Here is a 19,514-nt window from a genome sequence, read left to right as displayed (position 1 = left end):
AACCGGTCGCTACTTCACCGTCTCCGGCTCAGCCGCATCCGCCGACGCGTCCTCACCCGCCGGATCCACCGGAGTCCTGACGGAGTCCAGCAGGAGCTGGGCCACGTCGACGACCTGGACGGACTCCTTCGCCACGCCGTCGTTCTTCTTGCCGTTCACGGAGTCGGTCAGCATGACCAGACAGAACGGGCAGGCGGTGGAGACGATGTCCGGGTTGAGGGACAGGGCCTCGTCGACGCGCTCGTTGTTGATGCGCTTGCCGATCCGCTCCTCCATCCACATCCGCGCGCCACCCGCGCCACAGCAGAAGCCGCGCTCCTTGTGGCGGTGCATCTCCTCGTTCCGCAGGCCCGGCACCTTCGCGATGATCTCGCGCGGCGGTGTGTAGACCTTGTTGTGGCGGCCCAGGTAGCAGGGGTCGTGGTAGGTGATCAGGCCCTCGACCGGGGTGACGGGGACCAGCTTGCCCTCGTCGATCAGGTGCTGGAGCAACTGGGTGTGGTGGATGACCTCGAATTCGCCCCCGAGCTGGGGGTACTCGTTCGCGATCGTGTTGAAGCAGTGCGGGCAGGTCGCGACGATCTTCTTCGCGGACTTGGGCTTCTTCGTCGCCGGGTCCTCGTCGTCCTCGCCGAAGGCCGCGTTGAGCGAGGCGACGTTCTCCGCGCCAAGCTGCTGGAACAGGAACTCGTTGCCCAGCCGGCGCGGCGAGTCACCGGTGCACTTCTCGTCGCCGCCCATGATCGCGAACTTCACGCCCGCGATGTGCAGCAGCTCGGCGAACGCCTTGGTGGTCTTCTTGGCGCGGTCCTCCAGGGCGCCCGCGCAGCCGACCCAGTACAGGTACTCGACCTCGGTGAGGTCCTCGACGTCCTTGCCGACGACCGGGACCTCGAAGTCGACCTCCTTGGTCCAGGCCAGGCGCTGCTTCTTGGCGAGGCCCCAGGGGTTGCCCTTCTTCTCCAGATTCTTCAGCATCGTGCCGGCCTCGCTGGGGAAGCTCGACTCGATCATGACCTGGTAGCGGCGCATGTCGACGATGTGGTCGATGTGCTCGATGTCGACGGGGCACTGCTCGACGCAGGCGCCGCAGGTGGTGCAGGACCACAGGACGTCGGGGTCGATGACGCCGCCCTCTTCGAGGGTGCCGATCAGGGGGCGCTCGGCCTCGGCCAGCGCCGTCGCCGGCACGTCCTTGAGCTGGGCGGCGGTCGCCTTCTCGGCGCCCTCCTCGTCCTTGCCGCCGCCGGCGAGCAGGTACGGGGCCTTGGCGTGCGCATGGTCCCGCAGCGCCATGATCATCAGCTTCGGCGACAGCGGCTTGCCGGTGTTCCAGGCGGGGCACTGCGACTGGCAGCGGCCGCACTCGGTGCAGGTGGAGAAGTCGAGCAGGCCCTTCCAGGAGAAGTGCTCGACCTGGGAGACGCCGAACTGGTCGTCCTCGCCGGGGTCTTCGAAGTCGATCGGCTTGCCCGCGCTGGTCATGGGCTGGAGCGCGCCGAGCGCGACGTCGCCGTCGGCCTCGCGCTTGAACCAGATGTTCGGGAAGGCGAGGAAGCGGTGCCAGGCCACACCCATGTCGGTCTTCAGCGCGACCGTGATCATCCAGATGAAGGACGTGGCGATCTTCAGGCCGGCGAAGAAGTAGGTGAGGTTCTGGAGCGTCGCGACGTCCATGCCCTCCAGCCAGGAGACCACCGGGTACGAGATGAAGAACGACGCCTCGTAACCGTCCACGTGGTGCTGGGCGCCCTCCAGCGCGTGCAGCATGAAGATGCAGACGCCGACGATGAGGATGACGGCCTCGACGAAGTACGCCTGGCCGAAGTTGGAGCCCGCGAAGCGGGACTTGCGGCCCGGCTTGCCCGGCTTGCTGAGCTGCCGGATGACGATCAGGGCCAGGATGCCGAGCACCGTCATCGTGCCGATGAACTCGACGAAGACGTTGTACGGCGCCCACTCGCCGACGACGGGCAGCAGCCAGTCGGCCTTGAAGAGCTGGCCGATGGCGTTGACGATCGTCAGCAGCAGCGAGAAGAAGCCCACCGCCACGAACCAGTGCGCCGCGCCCACGACGCCCCAGCGGTTCATCCGGGTGTGGCCGAGGAACTCCTTGACCACCGTGACCGTGCGTTGCGTCGGGGCATCGGTCCGGGTGCCGGCGGGTACGGGCTGGCCGAGCCGCAGCTGGCGGACGATCTGCAGGATGGCACGGCCGAACAGTGCGACGCCGACCGCGATTAGGACCAGCGACACGATGATCGCGGCGAGTTGCATGGGTGGCTCCTCGGGCCTGCGAGTGCGGGGGTTACGGGGAATACTTGAGGGGCTGCGCGTACGTACGAGGGGTACGCGGAGTCCGCGGTTACGAGGACTACAGCGATTACTAAGCAGTAACTTTTCGGGTCTGCGCTGAGGTTACCCAGTATCCCGAGCGCCATGAAGCCGCCCGGCCGGTGATCTGTGTCGCGCAGGCAACCCTTCCCGCCCCGGGCGGCGTCCTCCGAAGAGGGAGTGACGATAAGCCCGACATAAAAGTTGAGCGGGCCCGACTCAGGTCAATTGACAGGCTGGCGACGGTGCTGCACGCTTGAGTCTGTTCCACTCAAGTCACTGGAGGAATCGAAATGGCACGTGCGGTCGGCATCGACCTGGGCACGACGAACTCCGTCGTCAGTGTTCTCGAAGGCGGTGAGCCCACCGTCATCACCAACGCCGAGGGCGCCAGGACCACGCCGTCCGTCGTCGCCTTCGCCAAGAACGGCGAGGTGCTGGTCGGCGAGGTCGCGAAGCGCCAGGCGGTCACCAACGTCGACAGGACGATCCGTTCGGTCAAGCGCCACATGGGCACTGACTGGAAGGTCAACCTGGACGGCAAGGACTTCAACCCGCAGCAGATGAGCGCCTTCATCCTGCAGAAGCTCAAGCGGGACGCGGAGGCCTACCTCGGCGAGAAGGTCGCGGACGCGGTCATCACCGTTCCGGCCTACTTCAACGACTCCGAGCGCCAGGCCACCAAGGAGGCCGGCGAGATCGCGGGCCTGAACGTCCTGCGCATCGTCAACGAGCCCACCGCCGCGGCCCTGGCCTACGGCCTGGAGAAGGACGACCAGACCATCCTGGTCTTCGACCTCGGTGGCGGTACCTTCGACGTCTCGCTGCTGGAGATCGGCGACGGTGTCGTCGAGGTCAAGGCGACCAACGGCGACAACCACCTCGGTGGTGACGACTGGGACCAGCGTGTCGTCGACTACCTGGTCAAGCAGTTCAACAACGGCCACGGCGTCGACCTCTCCAAGGACAAGATGGCGCTCCAGCGTCTGCGCGAGGCCGCGGAGAAGGCGAAGATCGAGCTGTCCTCGTCCACCGAGACGACGATCAACCTCCCTTACATCACCGCCTCCGCCGAGGGCCCGCTGCACCTGGACGAGAAGCTCACCCGGGCGCAGTTCCAGCAGCTCACCTCGGACCTCCTGGAGCGCTGCAAGACCCCGTTCCACAACGTCATCAAGGACGCCGGCATCGAGCTGTCCGAGATCGACCACGTGGTCCTGGTCGGCGGCTCGACCCGGATGCCGGCCGTCGCCGAGCTCGTCAAGGAGCTGACCGGCGGCAAGGACGCCAACAAGGGCGTCAACCCGGACGAGGTCGTCGCCATCGGCGCGTCGCTGCAGGCCGGTGTCCTCAAGGGTGAGGTCAAGGACGTCCTCCTGCTGGACGTCACCCCGCTGTCCCTCGGTATCGAGACCAAGGGCGGCATCATGACCAAGCTCATCGAGCGGAACACGACGATCCCGACCAAGCGCTCGGAGATCTTCACCACCGCCGAGGACAACCAGCCCTCCGTGCAGATCCAGGTCTACCAGGGCGAGCGCGAGATCGCGGCGTACAACAAGAAGCTCGGCATGTTCGAGCTGACCGGTCTGCCCCCGGCCCCGCGCGGCGTGCCGCAGATCGAGGTCGCCTTCGACATCGACGCGAACGGCATCATGCACGTCGCGGCGAAGGACCTCGGCACCGGCAAGGAGCAGAAGATGACCGTCACCGGTGGCTCCTCGCTGCCGAAGGACGAGGTCGACCGGATGCGCCAGGAGGCCGAGCAGTACGCGGACGAGGACCACCGCCGCCGCGAGGCCGCCGAGTCCCGTAACCAGGGCGAGCAGCTCGTCTACCAGACGGAGAAGTTCCTCAAGGACAACGAGGAGAAGGTCCCCGCCGAGGTGAAGACCGAGGTCGAGACCGCCGTCGCTGAGCTGAAGGAGAAGCTCAAGGGCGAGGACACGGCCGAGATCCGCACCGCGACCGAGAAGGTCGCCGCGGTCAGCCAGAAGCTGGGCCAGGCCATGTACGCCGACGCGCAGGCCGCCGGTGCGGCCGCGGGCGGTGCCGAGGGCGCCGCCGGTGCCGCGGGCGGCCAGCAGGCCAAGGCCGAGGACGACGTGGTCGACGCCGAGATCGTCGACGACGAGAAGCCCAAGAAGGACGGTGCCGCGTGACGGAGGAGACTCCGGGCTTCGAGGACAAGAAGCCCGACGTCCCCGCCGAAGCCGCACAGACCCCTGATGACGCGGCGCAGGCCGAGTCCGCCGACACGGCGGGCTCGGCCCCGGCCGGGGAAACGAACCAGGACGTAGCCGTCACGGCGCAGCTGGACCAGGTGCGTACCGCGCTCAACGAGCGCACCGCGGACCTCCAGCGGCTCCAGGCGGAGTACCAGAACTACCGTCGCCGGGTGGAGCGGGACCGGGTGTCGGTGAAGGAGATCGCCGCGGCGAACCTCCTCACCGAGCTGCTGCCCGTGCTCGACGACATCGGCCGGGCCCGGGAGCACGGCGAGCTGGTCGGCGGCTTCAAGTCGGTGGCCGAGTCGCTGGAGACGGTGGTCGCGAAGCTGGGCCTCCAGCAGTTCGGCAAGGAGGGCGAGCCCTTCGACCCGACGATCCACGAGGCCCTGATGCACTCGTACGCTCCGGATGTCACGGAGACCACGTGCGTCGCCATCCTCCAGCCGGGGTATCGCATCGGTGAACGAACGATCCGCCCCGCGCGGGTCGCGGTCGCCGAGCCGCAGCCGGGCGCGCAGCCCGGCAAGGCCGCCTCGGAGGACGACGTGAAGGCTTCTGACGAGGAGAGCGGTGGCCCGGAAGAGGGCTGACGCGGCGACGGAAGAAGCAGTTCGGGAGGAGGGACGTCGGGGATGAACACCAAGGACTTCGTGGAGAAGGACTACTACAAGGTCCTCGGCGTCCCGAAGGACGCCACCGAGGCGGAGATCAAGAAGGCGTACCGCAAGCTGGCCCGGGAGTTCCACCCGGACGCCAACAAGGGGGACGCCAAGGCCGAGGAGCGCTTCAAGGAGATCTCCGAGGCCAACGACATCCTCGGTGACCCCAAGCGCCGCAAGGAGTACGACGAGGCGCGGGCGCTGTTCGGCAACGGCGGCTTCCGCGCCGGCCCCGGCGGCGCCGGTGGTGGATCGTTCAACTTCGACCTCGGCGACCTCTTCGGAGGCGGCGGCGGTGCCCAGGGCGGCACGGCGGGCGGCGGCTTCGGCGGCGGGCTCGGCGACGTCTTCGGCGGCCTGTTCAACCGTGGTGGCGGTACGCGTACACAGCCGCGCCGCGGGCAGGACGTCGAGTCCGAGGTGACGCTCAGCTTCACCGAGGCGGCGGACGGGGCCACGGTCCCGCTGCGGATGTCCAGCCAGGCGGGCTGCAAGTCGTGTTCCGGCACCGGCGACAAGAACGGCACGCCGCGCGTGTGCCCGACCTGCGTCGGTACCGGGCAGGTCAGCCGCGGCGGCGGTGGCGGCTTCTCGCTGACCGACCCGTGTGTGGACTGCAAGGGACGCGGACTGATCGCGGAGAACCCCTGTGACGTCTGCAAGGGCAGCGGCCGGGCGACCAGTTCGCGCACGATGCAGGTGCGGATTCCGGCGGGCGTCTCCGACGGGCAGCGCATCCGGCTGCGCGGCAAGGGCGCCCCGGGCGAGCGCGGCGGTCCGAACGGCGATCTGTACGTCGTCGTGCACGTCGAGGCCCACCCGGTCTTCGGCCGCAAGGGCGACAACCTGACCGTCACCGTCCCGGTCACCTTCCCGGAGGCGGCGCTGGGCGGCGAGGTGCGGGTGCCGACACTCGGCGGCCCGCCGGTGACGCTCAAGCTCCCGGCCGGGACTCCCAACGGACGTACGATGCGCGTGCGCGGCAAGGGAGCGTCGCGCAAGGACGGCACCCGCGGCGACCTGCTGGTCACCGTCGAGGTGAGCGTCCCCACGGACCTCGGCGACACCGCACGGGAGTCGTTGGAGTCCTACCGCGAGGCGACCGCGGGTGAGGACCCGCGGGCGGAGCTGTTCCAGGCCGCGAAGGGAGCTTGAGTCGGATGGATGGCCGGGGCGGGCGTCGGAACCCGTACGAACTGACCGAAGAGTCGCCGGTGTACGTCATTTCCGTCGCGGCTCAGCTCTCGGGTCTGCATCCGCAGACCCTGCGTCAGTACGACCGCCTGGGGCTGGTCTCGCCCGACCGTACGGCGGGGCGCGGCCGGCGCTACTCCTCCCGGGACATCGAACTGCTCCGGGAAGTGCAGCGGTTGTCGCAGGACGAGGGCATCAACCTCGCCGGCATCAAGCGCATCATCGAGCTGGAGAACCAGGTCACGGCCCTGCGTCAGCGGGTCGCCGAGCTCCAGCACGCGGTCGAGAGCGCGGCCGCCGCCATCCAGCAGCGGGAGGCGGCGGTGCACGCCTCGTACCGTCGGGACCTGGTGCCGTATCAGGACGTGCAGCAGGGCGGCGCGCTGGTCGTGTGGCGTCCGAAGAAGCGGTCCGAGTAGGCCGTCGGTGTCTGCGGGCGGGGCCGGGGTGCACAGCGCATCCCGGCCCCGCCGTCGTTTCGGCGGCCGTTTCAGCAGCCGTGGTGCCCGGCCGCCGGCATGGACGGACGGCGGTGCACGTGGGACCTCATCGCGGTGGTGTGGACCGGTTCGTCGCAGTCGGCGGTCTCCAGCCGTACGCCGGCGGCGGTGCACCGCGCGGAGAACTCGTCGGCCGAGGCGATCGCGTTCTCCGGCGTGCGGCGGTCGGGGGCGATGAACACATCGACCAGGCCGGCCGTCACGTCCTGCCACAGCGTGGTGTGGCCGGCGCGGAGCTGGTGCACGCTCAGCCGGCAGGTCAGCTCGTAGTCGCGGGCCCGGGCCCACTGCGCGCACAGGGCGTGCCGGCCGTGGTCGTCCACCAGGAAGGGGTCGTCGTCCAGCCCCGACAGCGGCATCAGGCAGGCGATCGCCGTCACTCGGACCGAGTTCATCGCGCCCCCTGGGGACGTGGCGAGTGTGGGGGTGACGATACCGCCGTGGGCCGGCTGCGGTGCGGGGGCGGTGCCGGGCGGCGGGGCAGGTCCGCACGCATGGCGGACCTTCCGGCCGCCGCCCGGCGTTCCCCGGTGCGCCCGGCCCGGCGTTCCGGGCGGCCGGACGCCGGTGCGCTACGCCCGGCCCAGCGCCTTGTTGACGGTGATCTCGATCATTACCCGGTCCGGCTTGGGGGTCGGGGTGCGTCCGTACCGCTCTGCGTAGCGCCGTACCGCGTCCGCCACCACGTCCGCGTCCGTACGGATCCGCGCGACACCCTCCAGGGTGGCCCATCGCCTGCCGTTCAGCTGGCACACCGCGACCCGGGCGCCGTCCGGGCCGCCGGCGAGGACATGGCCGACCTTGCTGCTGTCCTTGCGGGTGATCACGCGGGCGATGCGCTGGTTCGCGTCGAAGGTGACACCGACCGGGACGACGTGCGGCGTGCCGTCGGGGCGCAGGGTGGTCAGCGTGCACATGAGGTGCTCGCTCCAGAAGGCGAGGTACTCGGGGCTGAGGTCGTCCAGGTCGTGGGCCATGACCGGAAGAGTAATTGGGGTTCCTGTGGGGGCGCCGTGCGGAGGGCCTGCAAAGGGACAGCGCAGGGAACGTGGAGGAGGCGTGAAGACGCCATGGTGCCGCCGTACGGCCCCGGGGAAGAGCGTCTGACTTCGGCAGGTTCCGCCACGGCGGCGGGCATGGTCCGGGCCGTCCGGTGCACCCGGAGAAGGGCCGGAAAACCGAGGGATGTCGGGAAAAGACGCCGGTGCGGCCCCCGGAACGGCGTTGAGTGGAATAGACTCAACTTATCGGACGTTGAGCTGAGCAGGTTTCACTGCCGGACCACGGTACCGATCACGCACCCAGCCCAAGGAGGAGCGCGCGAGTGGACGCCGAGCTGACCAACAAGAGCCGTGAGGCGCTGAGCGCCGCCAACGAGCGGGCGGTGACGGCGGGACACGCGGACATGACCCCCGTGCATCTGCTGCTCGCCCTCCTCGCCGGCGCGGACAACGAGAACATCACCGACCTGCTGGCCGCCGTCGGCGCGGACGCCGTCGCGCTGCGCTCCGGCGCCGAGCGCCAGCTCGCCGCTCAGCCCAGCGTGCAGGGTTCCACGGTCGCCCCGCCGCAGCCCGACCGCGACACCCTGGCCGTCATCGCCGACGCCGCGCAGCGCGCGAAGGAGCTGGGCGACGAGTTCATCTCCACCGAGCACCTGCTCATCGGCATCGCCGCCAAGGGCGGCCGCACCGGCGAGCTGCTGGCGCAGCAGGGCGCCACGGCCAAGAAGCTGCTGAGCGCCTTCGAGGACAGCCGGGGCGGCCGGCGGGTCACCAACCCGGACCCGGAGGGCACGTACAAGGCGCTGGAGAAGTTCGGTACGGACTTCACGGCGGCCGCCCGTGAGGGCAAGCTGGACCCGGTCATCGGCCGTGACCAGGAGATCCGCCGCGTGGTGCAGGTGCTCTCGCGGCGCACCAAGAACAACCCGGTGCTCATCGGCGAGCCCGGCGTCGGCAAGACCGCCGTCGTCGAGGGCCTGGCGCAGCGGATAGTGAAGGGCGACGTCCCCGAGTCGCTGCGCGACAAGCGGCTGGTGGCCCTGGACCTGGGCGCGATGGTCGCGGGCGCGAAGTACCGCGGCGAGTTCGAGGAGCGCCTCAAGACCGTACTGGCGGAGATCAAGTCCAGCGACGGCCAGATCATCACGTTCATCGACGAGCTGCACACGGTCGTCGGCGCCGGCGCCGGCGGCGACTCCGCCATGGACGCGGGCAACATGCTCAAGCCGATGCTGGCCCGCGGTGAGCTGCGCATGGTCGGCGCGACGACCCTGGACGAGTACCGCGAGCGCATCGAGAAGGACCCGGCGCTGGAGCGCCGCTTCCAGCAGGTGCTGGTTGCCGAGCCGACCGTCGAGGACACGGTCGCGATCCTGCGCGGTCTCAAGGGCCGCTACGAGGCGCACCACAAGGTGCAGATCGCGGACTCCGCGCTGGTCGCCGCCGCCACCCTCTCCGACCGCTACATCACCTCCCGCTTCCTGCCCGACAAGGCCATCGACCTCGTCGACGAGGCGGCCTCCCGGCTCCGGATGGAGATCGACTCCTCGCCCGTGGAGATCGACGAGCTCCAGCGCTCCGTCGACCGGCTGCGCATGGAGGAGCTGGCGCTCAAGAACGAGACCGACGCCGGCTCCGTCCAGCGCCTGGAGAAGCTGCGCAAGGACCTCGCCGACAAGGAGGAGGAGCTGCGCGGTCTGACCGCCCGCTGGGAGAAGGAGAAGCAGGGCCTCAACCGCCTCGGCGAGCTGAAGGAGAAGCTGGACGAGCTGCGCGGCCAGGCCGAGCGGGCCCAGCGCGACGGCGACTTCGACACCGCCTCCAAGCTGCTGTACGGGGAGATCCCGGGCCTGGAGCGGGAGCTGGAGGAGGCCGCCGCCGCCGAGGCCGAGCAGGAGGCGTCCCAGGACGCCAAGTCCTCCATGGTCAAGGAGGAGGTCGGCCCGGACGACATCGCGGACGTGGTCGGCTCCTGGACCGGCATCCCGGCCGGGCGCCTGCTGGAGGGCGAGACCCAGAAGCTGCTGCGCATGGAGGACGAGCTGGGCAAGCGGCTGATCGGCCAGACCGAGGCCGTACGGGCCGTCTCGGACGCGGTGCGCCGCACCCGTGCCGGCATCGCCGACCCGGACCGTCCCACCGGCTCGTTCCTCTTCCTCGGCCCGACCGGTGTCGGCAAGACCGAGCTGGCCAAGGCGCTCGCCGACTTCCTCTTCGACGACGAGCGGGCGATGGTCCGTATCGACATGAGCGAGTACGGCGAGAAGCACAGCGTGGCCCGGCTGGTCGGCGCCCCGCCCGGCTACGTCGGCTACGAGGAGGGCGGCCAGCTCACCGAGGCGGTCCGCCGCCGCCCGTACAGCGTCGTGCTGCTGGACGAGGTGGAGAAGGCCCACCACGAGGTCTTCGACGTGCTGCTCCAGGTCCTCGACGACGGCCGGCTCACCGACGGCCAGGGCCGCACGGTGGACTTCCGCAACACGATCCTGATCCTGACCTCCAACCTGGGCTCCACCTTCCTGATGGACCCGCTGCTGAAGGAGGACCAGAAGAAGGAGAAGGTGCTGGAGACGGTCCGGACGTCCTTCCGGCCGGAGTTCCTGAACCGGCTGGACGACCTGGTGGTCTTCCACCCGCTCGGCACCGACCAGCTCCAGCGGATCGCGGGCATCCAGCTCGACCACCTCCAGCGCCGGCTCGCGGACCGCAGGCTCACGCTGGACGTCACCGAGCGTGCCCTGACCTGGCTCGCCTGGCTCGGCCAGGAGCCGGTCGTGGACCAGCCGCAGGACGCGCCCGACCTGTCCTACGGCGCCCGCCCGCTGCGCCGCCTGGTCCAGACGGCCATCGGCGACCAGCTCGCCAAGGCGATCCTGTCGGGCGAGGTGCTGGACGGCGACACCGTACGGGTGGATGTCGCCGCGGACGGCAGGTCGCTGGTGGTCGCTCCCGTACGGTGAGCCGCACCGGAGCGCCGGAACCGCACCGCTGACCTCCGGCCGTCGCACGAGGCGTCCCGCCGCCGTCTCTCCCGCCGGGTTTTTAGCCCGCAGCGGAGAGTGGGCGGCGGGCTTGCCATGACAGGGCCGGGATGGGAGAGGATGGCGGGGACCATACGAAGGGAATTCCACGGTGAGCATCGACCCGTCCTCGATCCCGAATTTCGGGGGCCAGCCCGAACCGCAGCCGTCGGGGCCTGATGGTCCCGTCCTGCCCGACCAGGACCTGGTCAAGCAGCTCCTCGACCAGATGGAGCTGAAGTACGTAGTCGACGACGAGGGTGACCTCGCCGCCCCGTGGGAGCAGTTCCGCACGTACTTCATGTTCCGCGGCGAGGAGGAGCAGCAGATCTTCTCCGTCCGTACGTTCTACGACCGCCCGCACGGCATCGACGACAAGCCGAAGCTGCTGGAGGCGCTCGACGACTGGAACCGCCGGACGCTGTGGCCCAAGGCGTACACCCACACCCACGACGACGGCACGGTCCGTCTGATCGGCGAGGCGTCGATGCTGATCGGCACCGGCGTGGCCCTCGAACACTTCGTGTCGAGCACGGTCAGCTGGGTCCGCGCGTCGATCGAGTTCGACAAGTGGATCGTCGAGCAGCTCGGCCTGGAGGCCGACATCGAGGGTGAAGGCGACGAGAAGCCGGGTGACGCGGAGGCGTGAGCCTTCCCGTTGCCGGGTGACCGGCGGGCCCCGGAGCGATCCGCTCCGGGGCCCGCCGCCGTGTGCGGCCGGTCCCGGTTCACAGCGGCAGTGGCGCCATGGCCAGCAGGTACACGCCGTACCCGAGGGAGAGCACGGCCAGTGAGCCGGTCGCCAGGACGACCGAGCGCGGCCGGGCGCGGGCCAGCGCGACCGCCGCCGGTACGAGCAGCGGGAAGGCCGGCAGCAGAAACCGCGGCTTGGAGGGGAAGTAGCCGGTGCCGCCCAGTGCCATGACCACCAGGACCGCGGTGTAGGCGAGCAGCGGCAGGGGCGGCCGGTCCAGCACCAGCAGGACGAGGAGCAGGATCGATACGGCGAGGACCGCGGCGGCCATGTGCTGGACCAGCGGCTCGTTGTGCAGGAACAGCCGCTTCACGGACCGCAGGGTGTCCCGTCCGAAGTCGAACCGCGAGCCCCAGATCTCCTGCACCCGGAAGTAGCCGCGCGGACCGGCGCCGGTGCGCGCCCCCACCCACAGGACATAGCCGAGCCAGCCGACGGGGGCGATCAGGGCCGCGGCCCAGTAAGGCCAGAGGGGGCGTGCACGCCCCAGCAGAGGGCGTCCCGGGCGGTGCTGGCGCCGCCGCCAGGTCTGTACGGCCGCCGCCACCATGACCGCCGCGGCCACCGCTAGGCCGTTCGGCCGCGCCAGACCGGCCAGCACCGCCAGCGCGCCGGCCCACAGCGGGTGGTCGGTGAGCAGGGCGTACAGCGCCCACGCGGCCAGCGCGGTGAGCAGCGGCTCCGTATAGCTCAGCGATTCGATGACGGCGTGCGGGAGCAGCGCCCACAGCACCACCAGGAACGTGCCGGCCCGCCGCCCGTAGAGATGCGCGCCGACCGCGAAGATCCCCCAGGCGGCCACGGCCGAGGCCGTCCACGCGATCAGCAGCCCGGCATGGAGCGCGCCGACCGGCAGGACGCTGGACACGCCGCGGATCAGCCCCGGGTACAGGGGGAAGAAGGCCAGGTCGGCGAGGTGGTCCGGTGGCCACATGTGGTGGGGCGACGGGGAGCCGTAGCCGTACCGGGCCACCCCCAGATACCAGTTGGAGTCCCAGGTGGCGCCCAGCAGGTTCCGCGGGTGGCGCCCGGTGCGCCACGCCCAGAGCGCCGTGCACAGGACGCCCGCGCAGCGGACGGCCGCGAACAGCGCGAGGGCGGGCGCCGCGCGGCGCAGCGCCGCCCGGACGTGGACGCGTACGGAACCGGGCCGTTGCGCCGCGGCGGCTGCGGTGTCGACGGTCTCGGCGGCCACGGAACACCTCCGGTACGCGCGCGGCGGTCACCCACCGGGCCCCGCGCGCCCGGCACACTCCGACACCACGACTCTCGGCGCGGCCCGCCCGCCCCGCGACCCCGGCGGGCCGGCTGTAGGCCGAACGGGTGGCGCGCGGGGGCGCCGGACCGGGGCGCGCGGGGGAGCCGGCCGGTCAGAGCGCGCGGGTCCGGGACCCCGCTCAGAGGGCGCGGAGGCGGTCGACCGCTTCCTGGAGGACCTTCTCCTGCTTGCAGAAGGCGAAACGGACGTACGGCGCGCCCTGGTCCTGGTGGTCGTAGAAGACGGCGTTGGGGATGGCCACGACGCCGGCGCGTTCCGGAAGGGCGCGGCAGAAGGCGAAACCGTCCTCCTCGCCGAGGGGGCGGATGTCGGTGGTGACGAAGTACGTGCCGGACGGGCGGAAGACGCGGAAACCGGCGGCGGCGAGGCCGTCGGCCAGCAGGTCGCGCTTGGCCCGCAGGTCGTCGCGCAGGCCGGTGTAGTAGCTGTCGGGCAGGGCCAGCGCCTCGGCGACCGCGTACTGGAAGGGGCCGGCGGAGACGTACGTGAGGAACTGTTTGGCGGAGCGGACGGCGCCGATCAGCTCCGGGCCCGCGGTGACCCAGCCGACCTTCCAGCCGGTGAAGGAGAAGGTCTTGCCGGCCGAGCCGATGGTGACGGTGCGCTCGCGCATGCCGGGGAAGGACGCCAGGGGGAGGTGCTCGCCCTCGAAGACGAGGTGCTCGTACACCTCGTCGGTGATCACGAGGAGGTCGCGTTCGCAGGCGAGGCGGGCGATCTCGGTCAGTTCGGCGCGGTCGAGGACGGTTCCGGTGGGGTTGTGGGGGGTGTTGAGGAGGATGAGGCGGGTGCGGTCGGTGATGGCGTCCCGCAGCTCGTCCAGGTCGAGGGCGTACGTGCCGTCCTCGGCGGACGGGCGCAGCGTCACCGGGACGCGGGTGCCGCCCGCCATCGCGATGCACGCCGCATACGAGTCGTAGTACGGCTCCAGCGCGACGACCTCGTCACCGGGCTCCAGGAGGGCGAGCAGCGAGGCGGCGATGGCCTCGGTGGCCCCCGCGGTCACCAGGACCTCGGTGTCCGGGTCGTACGTGACGCCGAGGTGGCCGTAGAAGCGGTGCTGGTGCGCGGCGACGGCGGCGCGCAGTTCGGGGACGCCGGGGCCCGGCGGGTACTGGTTGCCGCGACCGTCGCGCAGTGCGCGGACCGCCGCCTCCCTGACCTCCTCCGGTCCGTCGGTGTCGGGGAAGCCCTGTCCCAGGTTGATCGATCCGGTGCGCAGGGCGAGTGCGGACATCTCGGCGAAGATCGTCGTACCGAACTCGGCGAGGCGGCGGTTGAGCAGCGGTCGTGACATGTCCGCCATCCTCCGCCGAACCTCTGGACTTCCTCAACTGTGCTTTGCGGCCGCCGGGGTCCGGGCATGACCCCCGCACCGATGACACGGCGCGGAACCGGACAGCCCGAAAGGGGACGCCGGATCCGGAGTGGATCAGCGTGGACCGGAGAGGGATCCAAGGACGCGAACGACACGTACGACAGCGCTTCGGCCGGGCCGGGGGACACGGCGGCGGACGGAGCAGGTGCCTCGCTTCGGGGGACGGAAAGGAGAGTGGGGCGACGATGGGTTTTGTGGTCTTCCTCGTGATCTGTGTGGTGGTCGCGGCCGTGGTGGTCACGGCGGCGCAGAGCCGCGACGGCGGCGGGCGCCGCGGCCTCGGCAAGCGCGGACGGGACGGCACCGGCTGGTGGGTGGCCGGTGACCCGGGCGTGGGCGGCGGGCACCACCACGGGCACTCCTGCGGCGGGTCGATGTCGTGCGGCGGCGGTGGGGGCGGGCATCACTCGTCCTCGTCCTGCGGCGGGGGGAGCGGCTGCGGCGGGGGCAGTTCCTGAGGGGCGGCGGCCGTCTGCGCGGTGCGTCGGCGGCAGTTCCCGAGGGGCGGTCGGAGACGGCTTCCGGGGCAGTCGCCGGCGCGTTGCTGCCCCGTACACATGCAGGGGGCCCATGCCGGTCCGCATATGCGAGGAGCAGGGCCAACGGCCGCTGGGGAGTGGGTTGTTGAACAACTGAACTGAGTGGCCCTCTGAGGGATGGAAACCCGGCGAAGATGGGTAAAAACGCTGTGGGCCCCGCTCGTTTCATGATTCCCTCTCCCTAGAGAATCCCAGTTCTCGGACCCCACGTGGGCACGAGCCGGCAGACAGTCGTAACCCTGATCCCGTCTCCGGGGCAGGCCGGCCCACCATCCACTGCGTGCTTGCGGAGCCGACCCATGCTCACGACCCTGAAAACGGCCTACACCGATACCCGCGCATCCGACCTGGCTTGGGCGCTCGGCAGGGAGCCGCTGCCGGCCCTGGCCGTGCTCGACCTTCAACTCGCGGACGCCCGCGTGCAGTTGAGGCTGCTCGGAGCCTCGCACCAAGTACTCCTGGAGGAGGAGCGCGGTACCTGCTCCGAGACCGTCGCCTGCATACCCGGCAGCAGCACCCCGCTGCCGCTGGGCGTGGCGAAACGCATCGGTGACTGGGAGTACGAATTCGCGGCCCACGTCGAGACCCTCTCCCAGGGCTCGTTCGCCGGGCGCGCCCAGGAGCTGCTCGCCCTGGTCGCCGAACACCCCCTCGGCCTTGCCGGGACGTTCCCCGGTTCGCCGCACGCGTTCACTGCGATGCTGGCCCAGCGCGAGGACGGCCAGGTGCGCTGGCGTACCTGGCACGCCTACCCGCAGGAGGGGCGGCTGGTCGCGACGCGTACGCGGGTCGGGGTCCGGGTGGCGGCGGCCATCTGAACGGCGATCCCGCGGGCGCTTGTACCGGCTCGCGGGGCGGGGCGGATGCCCGTCGCGCTCCAAGTCGCCCGTGTGGAACGCGCACTACGCTCGTGTGGGTGACATAGGGCCACCCGGTCGTCACGTAGCGTTGCACGACATGATCGACCCGCCTGAGCCAGTCCACCGCGGTTCCCCCGAGCCGCCCGAGGCGGGGAGTCCGGCGCGGCTGCCCGTACCCGCCGGTCTCGGCCGGCTGCTCGTCCTGGCCACCGTCTTCGTCTGCGCCGCCTGCGGCCTGGTCTACGAACTCGAACTGGTCGCCCTCGCCTCCTACCTGACCGGCGACTCGGTCACCCAGGCATCCGTCGTGCTGTCCGTCATGGTCTTCGCGATGGGCATCGGCTCGCTGCTCGCCAAACGGCTCCGCTGCCGGGCGGCCGTCGGCTTCGGGGCGCTGGAGGCGGTCCTCGCACTCGTCGGCGGCTTCTCCGCGATGGCGCTCTACGCCTGCTACGCCTGGTTCGGCCAGTCCCGCTCCGTCCTGGTCACCTTCTCGCTGGCCATGGGCATGCTCATCGGCGCCGAGGTGCCGCTGCTGATGACGCTCATCCAGCGGGTCCGCCGCCAGGACGCGGGGGGCGCGGTGGCGGACCTGTTCGCGGCCGACTACGTGGGCGCCCTGGTCGGCGGCCTCGCCTTCCCCTTCCTGCTGCTGCCGGGACTGGGCCAGGTCTCCGGCACCCTGCTCACCGGATCGGTCAACGCGGTGGCCGGCGGCGGGCTGGTGCTCTGGCTCTTCCGCAGGGACCTGTCCGTACGGGCCCGCTGGTCCCTGATCGTCGCGAACGTGCTGGTGCTGGCGCTGCTCGCCGCCGGGACGGCGCTGGTGCCCCCCTTCGAACGTGCCGCGCGGGACGCGGTGTACGGCTCGGCGGCGCGGGTCGCGGTCCGTACCGGCATCCAGGAAGTCGTGATCACGGGCGGTACGGGCCCGGCCGCCACGGACCGGACCGGGACCGTGGACGAACACCTGGACCGGACCGGTCAGGGCGGGCCGGCCGGCCCCGCGCCGGGCTCGGGGAAGAACGGTGCCGGAGCCGGCGGGCCGCTCGGGCTCTACCTGGACGGCCGCCTGCGGGCCGCCGCGCAGGACGATCACCCGTACCACGAAGGGCTGGTGCACCCGGCCATGGCGGGCGGACCGCACCGCCGGGTCCTGGTGCTCGGCGGCGGCGACGGCCTCGCCGCCCGCGAGGTCCTGCGCCACCCCGGCGTCACCGCCGTGACCGTCGTCGAACTCGACCCGGGCCTGGCCCGCCTGGCCCGTACGGACCCGGGCCTGTCCGCGCTCAACCGGCACGCGCTGGACGACCCACGGGTCCGCGTGGTCGCGGGCGACGTGTTCGAGTGGCTGCGGCGGGGCGGCGCGGCGGCCCGGAACGGCGGCCCGTACGACGTCGTGATCGCCGACCTGCCCGACCCGGGCAGCACGGCCAGCACCAAGCTCTACTCGCAGGAGTTCTACGGCCTCGTCTCCCGTGCGCTGACCCGGGGCGGCCGGCTGGCGGTGCACGCCGGAGAGCCCGCGTCCCGGCCCCGTACGTTCTGGACGGTCGACGCGACCGTACGGGCCGCGGGCCTGCGCACCGTCCCGTACCGCATCCCCGGCCGGACCGTCCCCCGTACCCCGCCCCGCACCGGCGCGCCGGAACGCTCCTGCGGAACGGGCCACGCCGGACCCCGGCCCACCGGCCACCGCCGCGCCTGCGGCTGGGGCTTCCTCCTCGCGGCCCACCGCACCCCCCGCCTGGCCCTCTCCCCGGACACCCCCGCCCTCCGCTCCCTGACGCCCGCCACCCTCCAGGCCGCCGCCCGCTCCCTCGCCCCCACCCGCATCCCCGGCCTCCCCCCGTCAACGCTGATGCACCCACGACACCTGGACTGACCAGGGCCGGCCCTCCCACCCCGGCCTGCCGGCGATCCACCGGCCCTGTGCCCGGGGCGGCGAGCCGCTCCCGCCGCCTCCCCCGTTCGGCCGCGGGAGAAAATGGTGCCGGACCGGGCACGTGTGCCGGGAGGGCTGGGTAGGCTCCCATGCCATGGAGCACGAGGTGTACGTTCCGTTTCCCGTCGAGACCGTGCGGCAGGCGCTGGCCGAGCCGGAGCGCGTGGCGCGCTGCATTCCCGGGTGCCAACTCGACGCCGACGCGGACCCCGGCACCCCCGGCGGGCGGCTGCGGCTGCGCATCGGGAGTTCCACCATCACCTACCGCGGCACCCTCACCGTCACCGTGCGCGGCGCCGACACCGTCCTGGTCGAGGCGAGCGGCATGGAGTCACGGGGAGACGGCTCCGCCGAGCTGTCCCTCACCGTGCGGCTCGCCGACGGGCCCGACGACTCCGCCGCCACGGTCCTGAGCTGCGCCGGTACGGTCACCAGTACGGGCCGCCTCGCCGAAGCCACCGACCAGGTGGCCGAGTCCGCCGGCCGCCGGGTCCTGGACCGCTTCGCCGCCAACCTCGCGGCGGACCTCACCGACAGTCCGCCGGACACTCAGGACAGCGGCGCGCCGGCCGCGCCCCCCGCCACCGCGGCCCTCTTCGACACCGAGGTCCCGCCGCCGTCCCTCGACCCGCTCACCGACGCCGACGACCAGGACGGCACACCGCCCGCCGAGGCCGCGCACGCACGGCGCACGATGATCGGGCGCAGCGCCGAGGAGGTCGACCACGCGCCACCGCGCGGCCGGTACGCGCCGGTCCCCGCCCCCCAGTCGGCGACCACCTCCGCCACCCTGCGCTGGGCGGCACCGGCCGCAGCCCTCGCCCTCGCGTCGGCCGTCGTGGTGGGCCGGGTACTGCGGCGCCGCCGCTGAGCGGTGGCGCGCGCCCGCCGTACCGTGTCGGCCTCCGATGTCCCGGTTAGGGTCGGACCGTGAGTGACAACGACACGCGAAACGTCGCGCAGGGACAGGTACGTCTGGCCGCCGGCGACACCGAACTGACCGTGGACCCGGCCAACGGCTGCCGGCTCACGAGCCTGCGCATCGGCGGTACGGAACTGCTGCGGCAGGGCACCAAGTACGGCTCCTTCCCGATGGTGCCGTGGTGCGGCCGCATCGAGAACGGGCGCTTCCGCAACGGCGGCGAGGTGCACCAGATGCCGCTCAACTCCCCGCCGCACGCGATCCACGGCACCGGCCGCAACATCGCCTGGAAGACGGCCCGCGCGGACGCCACCAGCGCCGCGTTCACCTACGAACTGCTCGACCCGGACGCCGCCCCCTGGCCGTACCCGGGCCGCGTCACCCAGTTGGTCGAGCTGGCCGAGGACGGCGGCTCGCTCACCCTGACCATGGGCGTCGAGGCGAGCGCCGACTCCTTCCCCGCCCAGGCCGGCTGGCACCCGTGGTTCCTGCGCAGCCTGGACGGGGGCGGCGAGGACGTACGGATCGACTTCACCGCCGCGTGGCAGGAGGAGCGGGGCGACGACCACCTGCCCACCGGACGGCGCATCGACCCGAAGCCCGGCCCGTGGGACGACTGCTTCGGCATGCCGGACGGCGTGGACGTCACCCTCACCTGGCCGGACCGGCTGGAACTGAAGGTCACCAGCGGCGCCGAGTGGGTGGTCGTCTACGACGAGCAGGACGAGGCGGTCTGCGTGGAGCCCCAGTCCGGCCCGCCGAACGGCCTGAACACGCTGCCGCGCCTGGTCACCCCCATCGATCCGCTGGAGATCTCGACCACCTGGAGCTGGCGCACCCTGTCCTGACCCACCCGCCGACCGGAGTCCGGCCGGGCCCCGGCACACGCTTTAAG

The 19,514-nt window shown here is 71.5% G+C and carries 16 protein-coding genes; 11 read left to right on the top strand and 5 right to left on the bottom strand.

Annotated elements, in window-relative coordinates; translation table 11 throughout:
* Nucleotides 1–9: 9 nt before the first annotated feature.
* Complete coding sequence (locus tag ACZ4QV_RS32490; RefSeq protein ID WP_361581117.1) at nucleotides 10–2,277, bottom strand: (Fe-S)-binding protein; 2,268 nt, start codon at nucleotides 2,275–2,277, stop codon at nucleotides 10–12.
* Nucleotides 2,278–2,627: 350 nt separating this feature from the next.
* On the opposite strand from ACZ4QV_RS32490, the gene dnaK reads away from it, so the two are divergent.
* Genes dnaK through ACZ4QV_RS32470 form a run of 4 tightly spaced genes read left to right on the top strand, consistent with a single transcriptional unit; the run spans nucleotide 2,628 to nucleotide 6,837 of the window.
* Entirely contained in the window at nucleotides 2,628–4,496 is a 1,869-nt protein-coding gene (gene dnaK, locus ACZ4QV_RS32485; RefSeq protein ID WP_361581120.1) for a molecular chaperone DnaK, read from the top strand.
* Nucleotides 4,493–5,155 (top strand): nucleotide exchange factor GrpE, encoded by a 663-nt coding sequence (grpE, locus tag ACZ4QV_RS32480; RefSeq protein WP_361157376.1) that lies wholly within the window; start codon nucleotides 4,493–4,495, stop codon nucleotides 5,153–5,155. The genes dnaK and grpE overlap by 4 nt, the downstream gene beginning before the upstream one ends.
* 42 nt (nucleotides 5,156–5,197) lie before the next feature.
* Complete coding sequence (gene dnaJ / locus ACZ4QV_RS32475; RefSeq protein ID WP_361157373.1) at nucleotides 5,198–6,379, top strand: molecular chaperone DnaJ; 1,182 nt, start codon at nucleotides 5,198–5,200, stop codon at nucleotides 6,377–6,379.
* Between the two features lie 5 nt (nucleotides 6,380–6,384).
* A complete protein-coding gene (locus ACZ4QV_RS32470) occupies nucleotides 6,385–6,837 on the top strand; it encodes a heat shock protein transcriptional repressor HspR (RefSeq protein WP_361581124.1) in 453 nt (150 codons plus the stop codon).
* 71 nt (nucleotides 6,838–6,908) lie between these two features.
* On the opposite strand, the gene ACZ4QV_RS32465 is transcribed toward ACZ4QV_RS32470, so the two are convergent.
* Together ACZ4QV_RS32465 and ACZ4QV_RS32460 are read right to left on the bottom strand one after the other, a co-directional pair.
* Complete coding sequence (locus tag ACZ4QV_RS32465) at nucleotides 6,909–7,313, bottom strand: hypothetical protein (protein WP_361157366.1); 405 nt, start codon at nucleotides 7,311–7,313, stop codon at nucleotides 6,909–6,911.
* 177 nt (nucleotides 7,314–7,490) lie between these two features.
* The gene (locus ACZ4QV_RS32460) at nucleotides 7,491–7,895 is read right to left on the bottom strand and encodes a TIGR03618 family F420-dependent PPOX class oxidoreductase (RefSeq protein WP_361157363.1); all 405 of its coding nucleotides are present in this window, start codon (nucleotides 7,893–7,895) and stop codon (nucleotides 7,491–7,493) included.
* Between the two features lie 347 nt (nucleotides 7,896–8,242).
* Here ACZ4QV_RS32460 and clpB point away from each other — a divergent pair, with 347 nt between their 5' ends.
* Nucleotides 8,243–10,882, top strand: a complete 2,640-nt coding sequence (clpB, locus tag ACZ4QV_RS32455; RefSeq protein WP_361157361.1) for an ATP-dependent chaperone ClpB — start codon at nucleotides 8,243–8,245, stop codon at nucleotides 10,880–10,882.
* Nucleotides 10,883–11,054: 172 nt separating this feature from the next.
* Nucleotides 11,055–11,591 carry a YbjN domain-containing protein gene (locus tag ACZ4QV_RS32450; RefSeq protein ID WP_125055437.1) on the top strand — a complete coding sequence of 179 codons (537 nt, stop codon included), beginning with the start codon at nucleotides 11,055–11,057 and terminating at the stop codon, nucleotides 11,589–11,591.
* Between the two features lie 79 nt (nucleotides 11,592–11,670).
* Here the strand turns inward: ACZ4QV_RS32450 and ACZ4QV_RS32445 are convergent, their stop codons facing one another.
* Together ACZ4QV_RS32445 and ACZ4QV_RS32440 are read right to left on the bottom strand one after the other, a co-directional pair.
* Nucleotides 11,671–12,891 carry a hypothetical protein gene (locus tag ACZ4QV_RS32445; RefSeq protein ID WP_361581129.1) on the bottom strand — a complete coding sequence of 407 codons (1,221 nt, stop codon included), beginning with the start codon at nucleotides 12,889–12,891 and terminating at the stop codon, nucleotides 11,671–11,673.
* A gap of 202 nt (nucleotides 12,892–13,093) precedes the next feature.
* A complete protein-coding gene (locus ACZ4QV_RS32440) occupies nucleotides 13,094–14,272 on the bottom strand; it encodes a pyridoxal phosphate-dependent aminotransferase (RefSeq protein ID WP_361157355.1) in 1,179 nt (392 codons plus the stop codon).
* Between the two features lie 266 nt (nucleotides 14,273–14,538).
* On the opposite strand from ACZ4QV_RS32440, the gene ACZ4QV_RS32435 reads away from it, so the two are divergent.
* The 5 genes from ACZ4QV_RS32435 (at nucleotide 14,539) to ACZ4QV_RS32415 (ending at nucleotide 19,467) form a co-directional block, all read left to right on the top strand.
* Nucleotides 14,539–14,811: a hypothetical protein gene (locus ACZ4QV_RS32435; RefSeq protein WP_361157353.1), complete on the top strand. Its 273-nt coding sequence runs from the start codon at nucleotides 14,539–14,541 to the stop codon at nucleotides 14,809–14,811.
* A gap of 380 nt (nucleotides 14,812–15,191) precedes the next feature.
* Nucleotides 15,192–15,710 (top strand): DUF2617 family protein, encoded by a 519-nt coding sequence (locus ACZ4QV_RS32430; protein WP_361157350.1) that lies wholly within the window; start codon nucleotides 15,192–15,194, stop codon nucleotides 15,708–15,710.
* Nucleotides 15,711–15,849: 139 nt separating this feature from the next.
* Nucleotides 15,850–17,637, top strand: a complete 1,788-nt coding sequence (locus ACZ4QV_RS32425; RefSeq protein WP_361581133.1) for a spermidine synthase — start codon at nucleotides 15,850–15,852, stop codon at nucleotides 17,635–17,637.
* A gap of 154 nt (nucleotides 17,638–17,791) precedes the next feature.
* The gene (locus tag ACZ4QV_RS32420) at nucleotides 17,792–18,568 is read left to right on the top strand and encodes an SRPBCC domain-containing protein (RefSeq protein WP_361581136.1); all 777 of its coding nucleotides are present in this window, start codon (nucleotides 17,792–17,794) and stop codon (nucleotides 18,566–18,568) included.
* A gap of 59 nt (nucleotides 18,569–18,627) precedes the next feature.
* Nucleotides 18,628–19,467 (top strand): aldose epimerase family protein, encoded by an 840-nt coding sequence (locus ACZ4QV_RS32415; protein ID WP_361157342.1) that lies wholly within the window; start codon nucleotides 18,628–18,630, stop codon nucleotides 19,465–19,467.
* Nucleotides 19,468–19,514: the final 47 nt, after the last annotated feature.

Source organism: Streptomyces sp. NPDC026394, from assembly GCF_055567735.1.
Note: the sequence above shows the minus strand (reverse complement) of the source record. Positions and strands in the feature narration are given on the sequence as shown.

Bases quoted from the DNA above. Each gene is read 5' to 3' on its own strand.
- ACZ4QV_RS32435 (WP_361157353.1), top strand. From the start codon at position 14,539: ATGGGTTTTGTGGTCTTCCTCGTGATCTGTGTGGTGGTCGCGGCCGTG.
- ACZ4QV_RS32430 (WP_361157350.1), top strand. From the start codon at position 15,192: ATGCTCACGACCCTGAAAACGGCCTACACCGATACCCGCGCATCCGAC.
- ACZ4QV_RS32490 (WP_361581117.1), bottom strand. From the start codon at position 2,277: ATGCAACTCGCCGCGATCATCGTGTCGCTGGTCCTAATCGCGGTCGGC.
- ACZ4QV_RS32420 (WP_361581136.1), top strand. From the start codon at position 17,792: ATGGAGCACGAGGTGTACGTTCCGTTTCCCGTCGAGACCGTGCGGCAG.
- dnaJ (WP_361157373.1), top strand. From the start codon at position 5,198: ATGAACACCAAGGACTTCGTGGAGAAGGACTACTACAAGGTCCTCGGC.
- ACZ4QV_RS32470 (WP_361581124.1), top strand. From the start codon at position 6,385: ATGGATGGCCGGGGCGGGCGTCGGAACCCGTACGAACTGACCGAAGAG.
- ACZ4QV_RS32425 (WP_361581133.1), top strand. From the start codon at position 15,850: ATGATCGACCCGCCTGAGCCAGTCCACCGCGGTTCCCCCGAGCCGCCC.
- ACZ4QV_RS32440 (WP_361157355.1), bottom strand. From the start codon at position 14,272: ATGTCACGACCGCTGCTCAACCGCCGCCTCGCCGAGTTCGGTACGACG.
- ACZ4QV_RS32465 (WP_361157366.1), bottom strand. From the start codon at position 7,313: ATGAACTCGGTCCGAGTGACGGCGATCGCCTGCCTGATGCCGCTGTCG.
- dnaK (WP_361581120.1), top strand. From the start codon at position 2,628: ATGGCACGTGCGGTCGGCATCGACCTGGGCACGACGAACTCCGTCGTC.
- ACZ4QV_RS32460 (WP_361157363.1), bottom strand. From the start codon at position 7,895: ATGGCCCACGACCTGGACGACCTCAGCCCCGAGTACCTCGCCTTCTGG.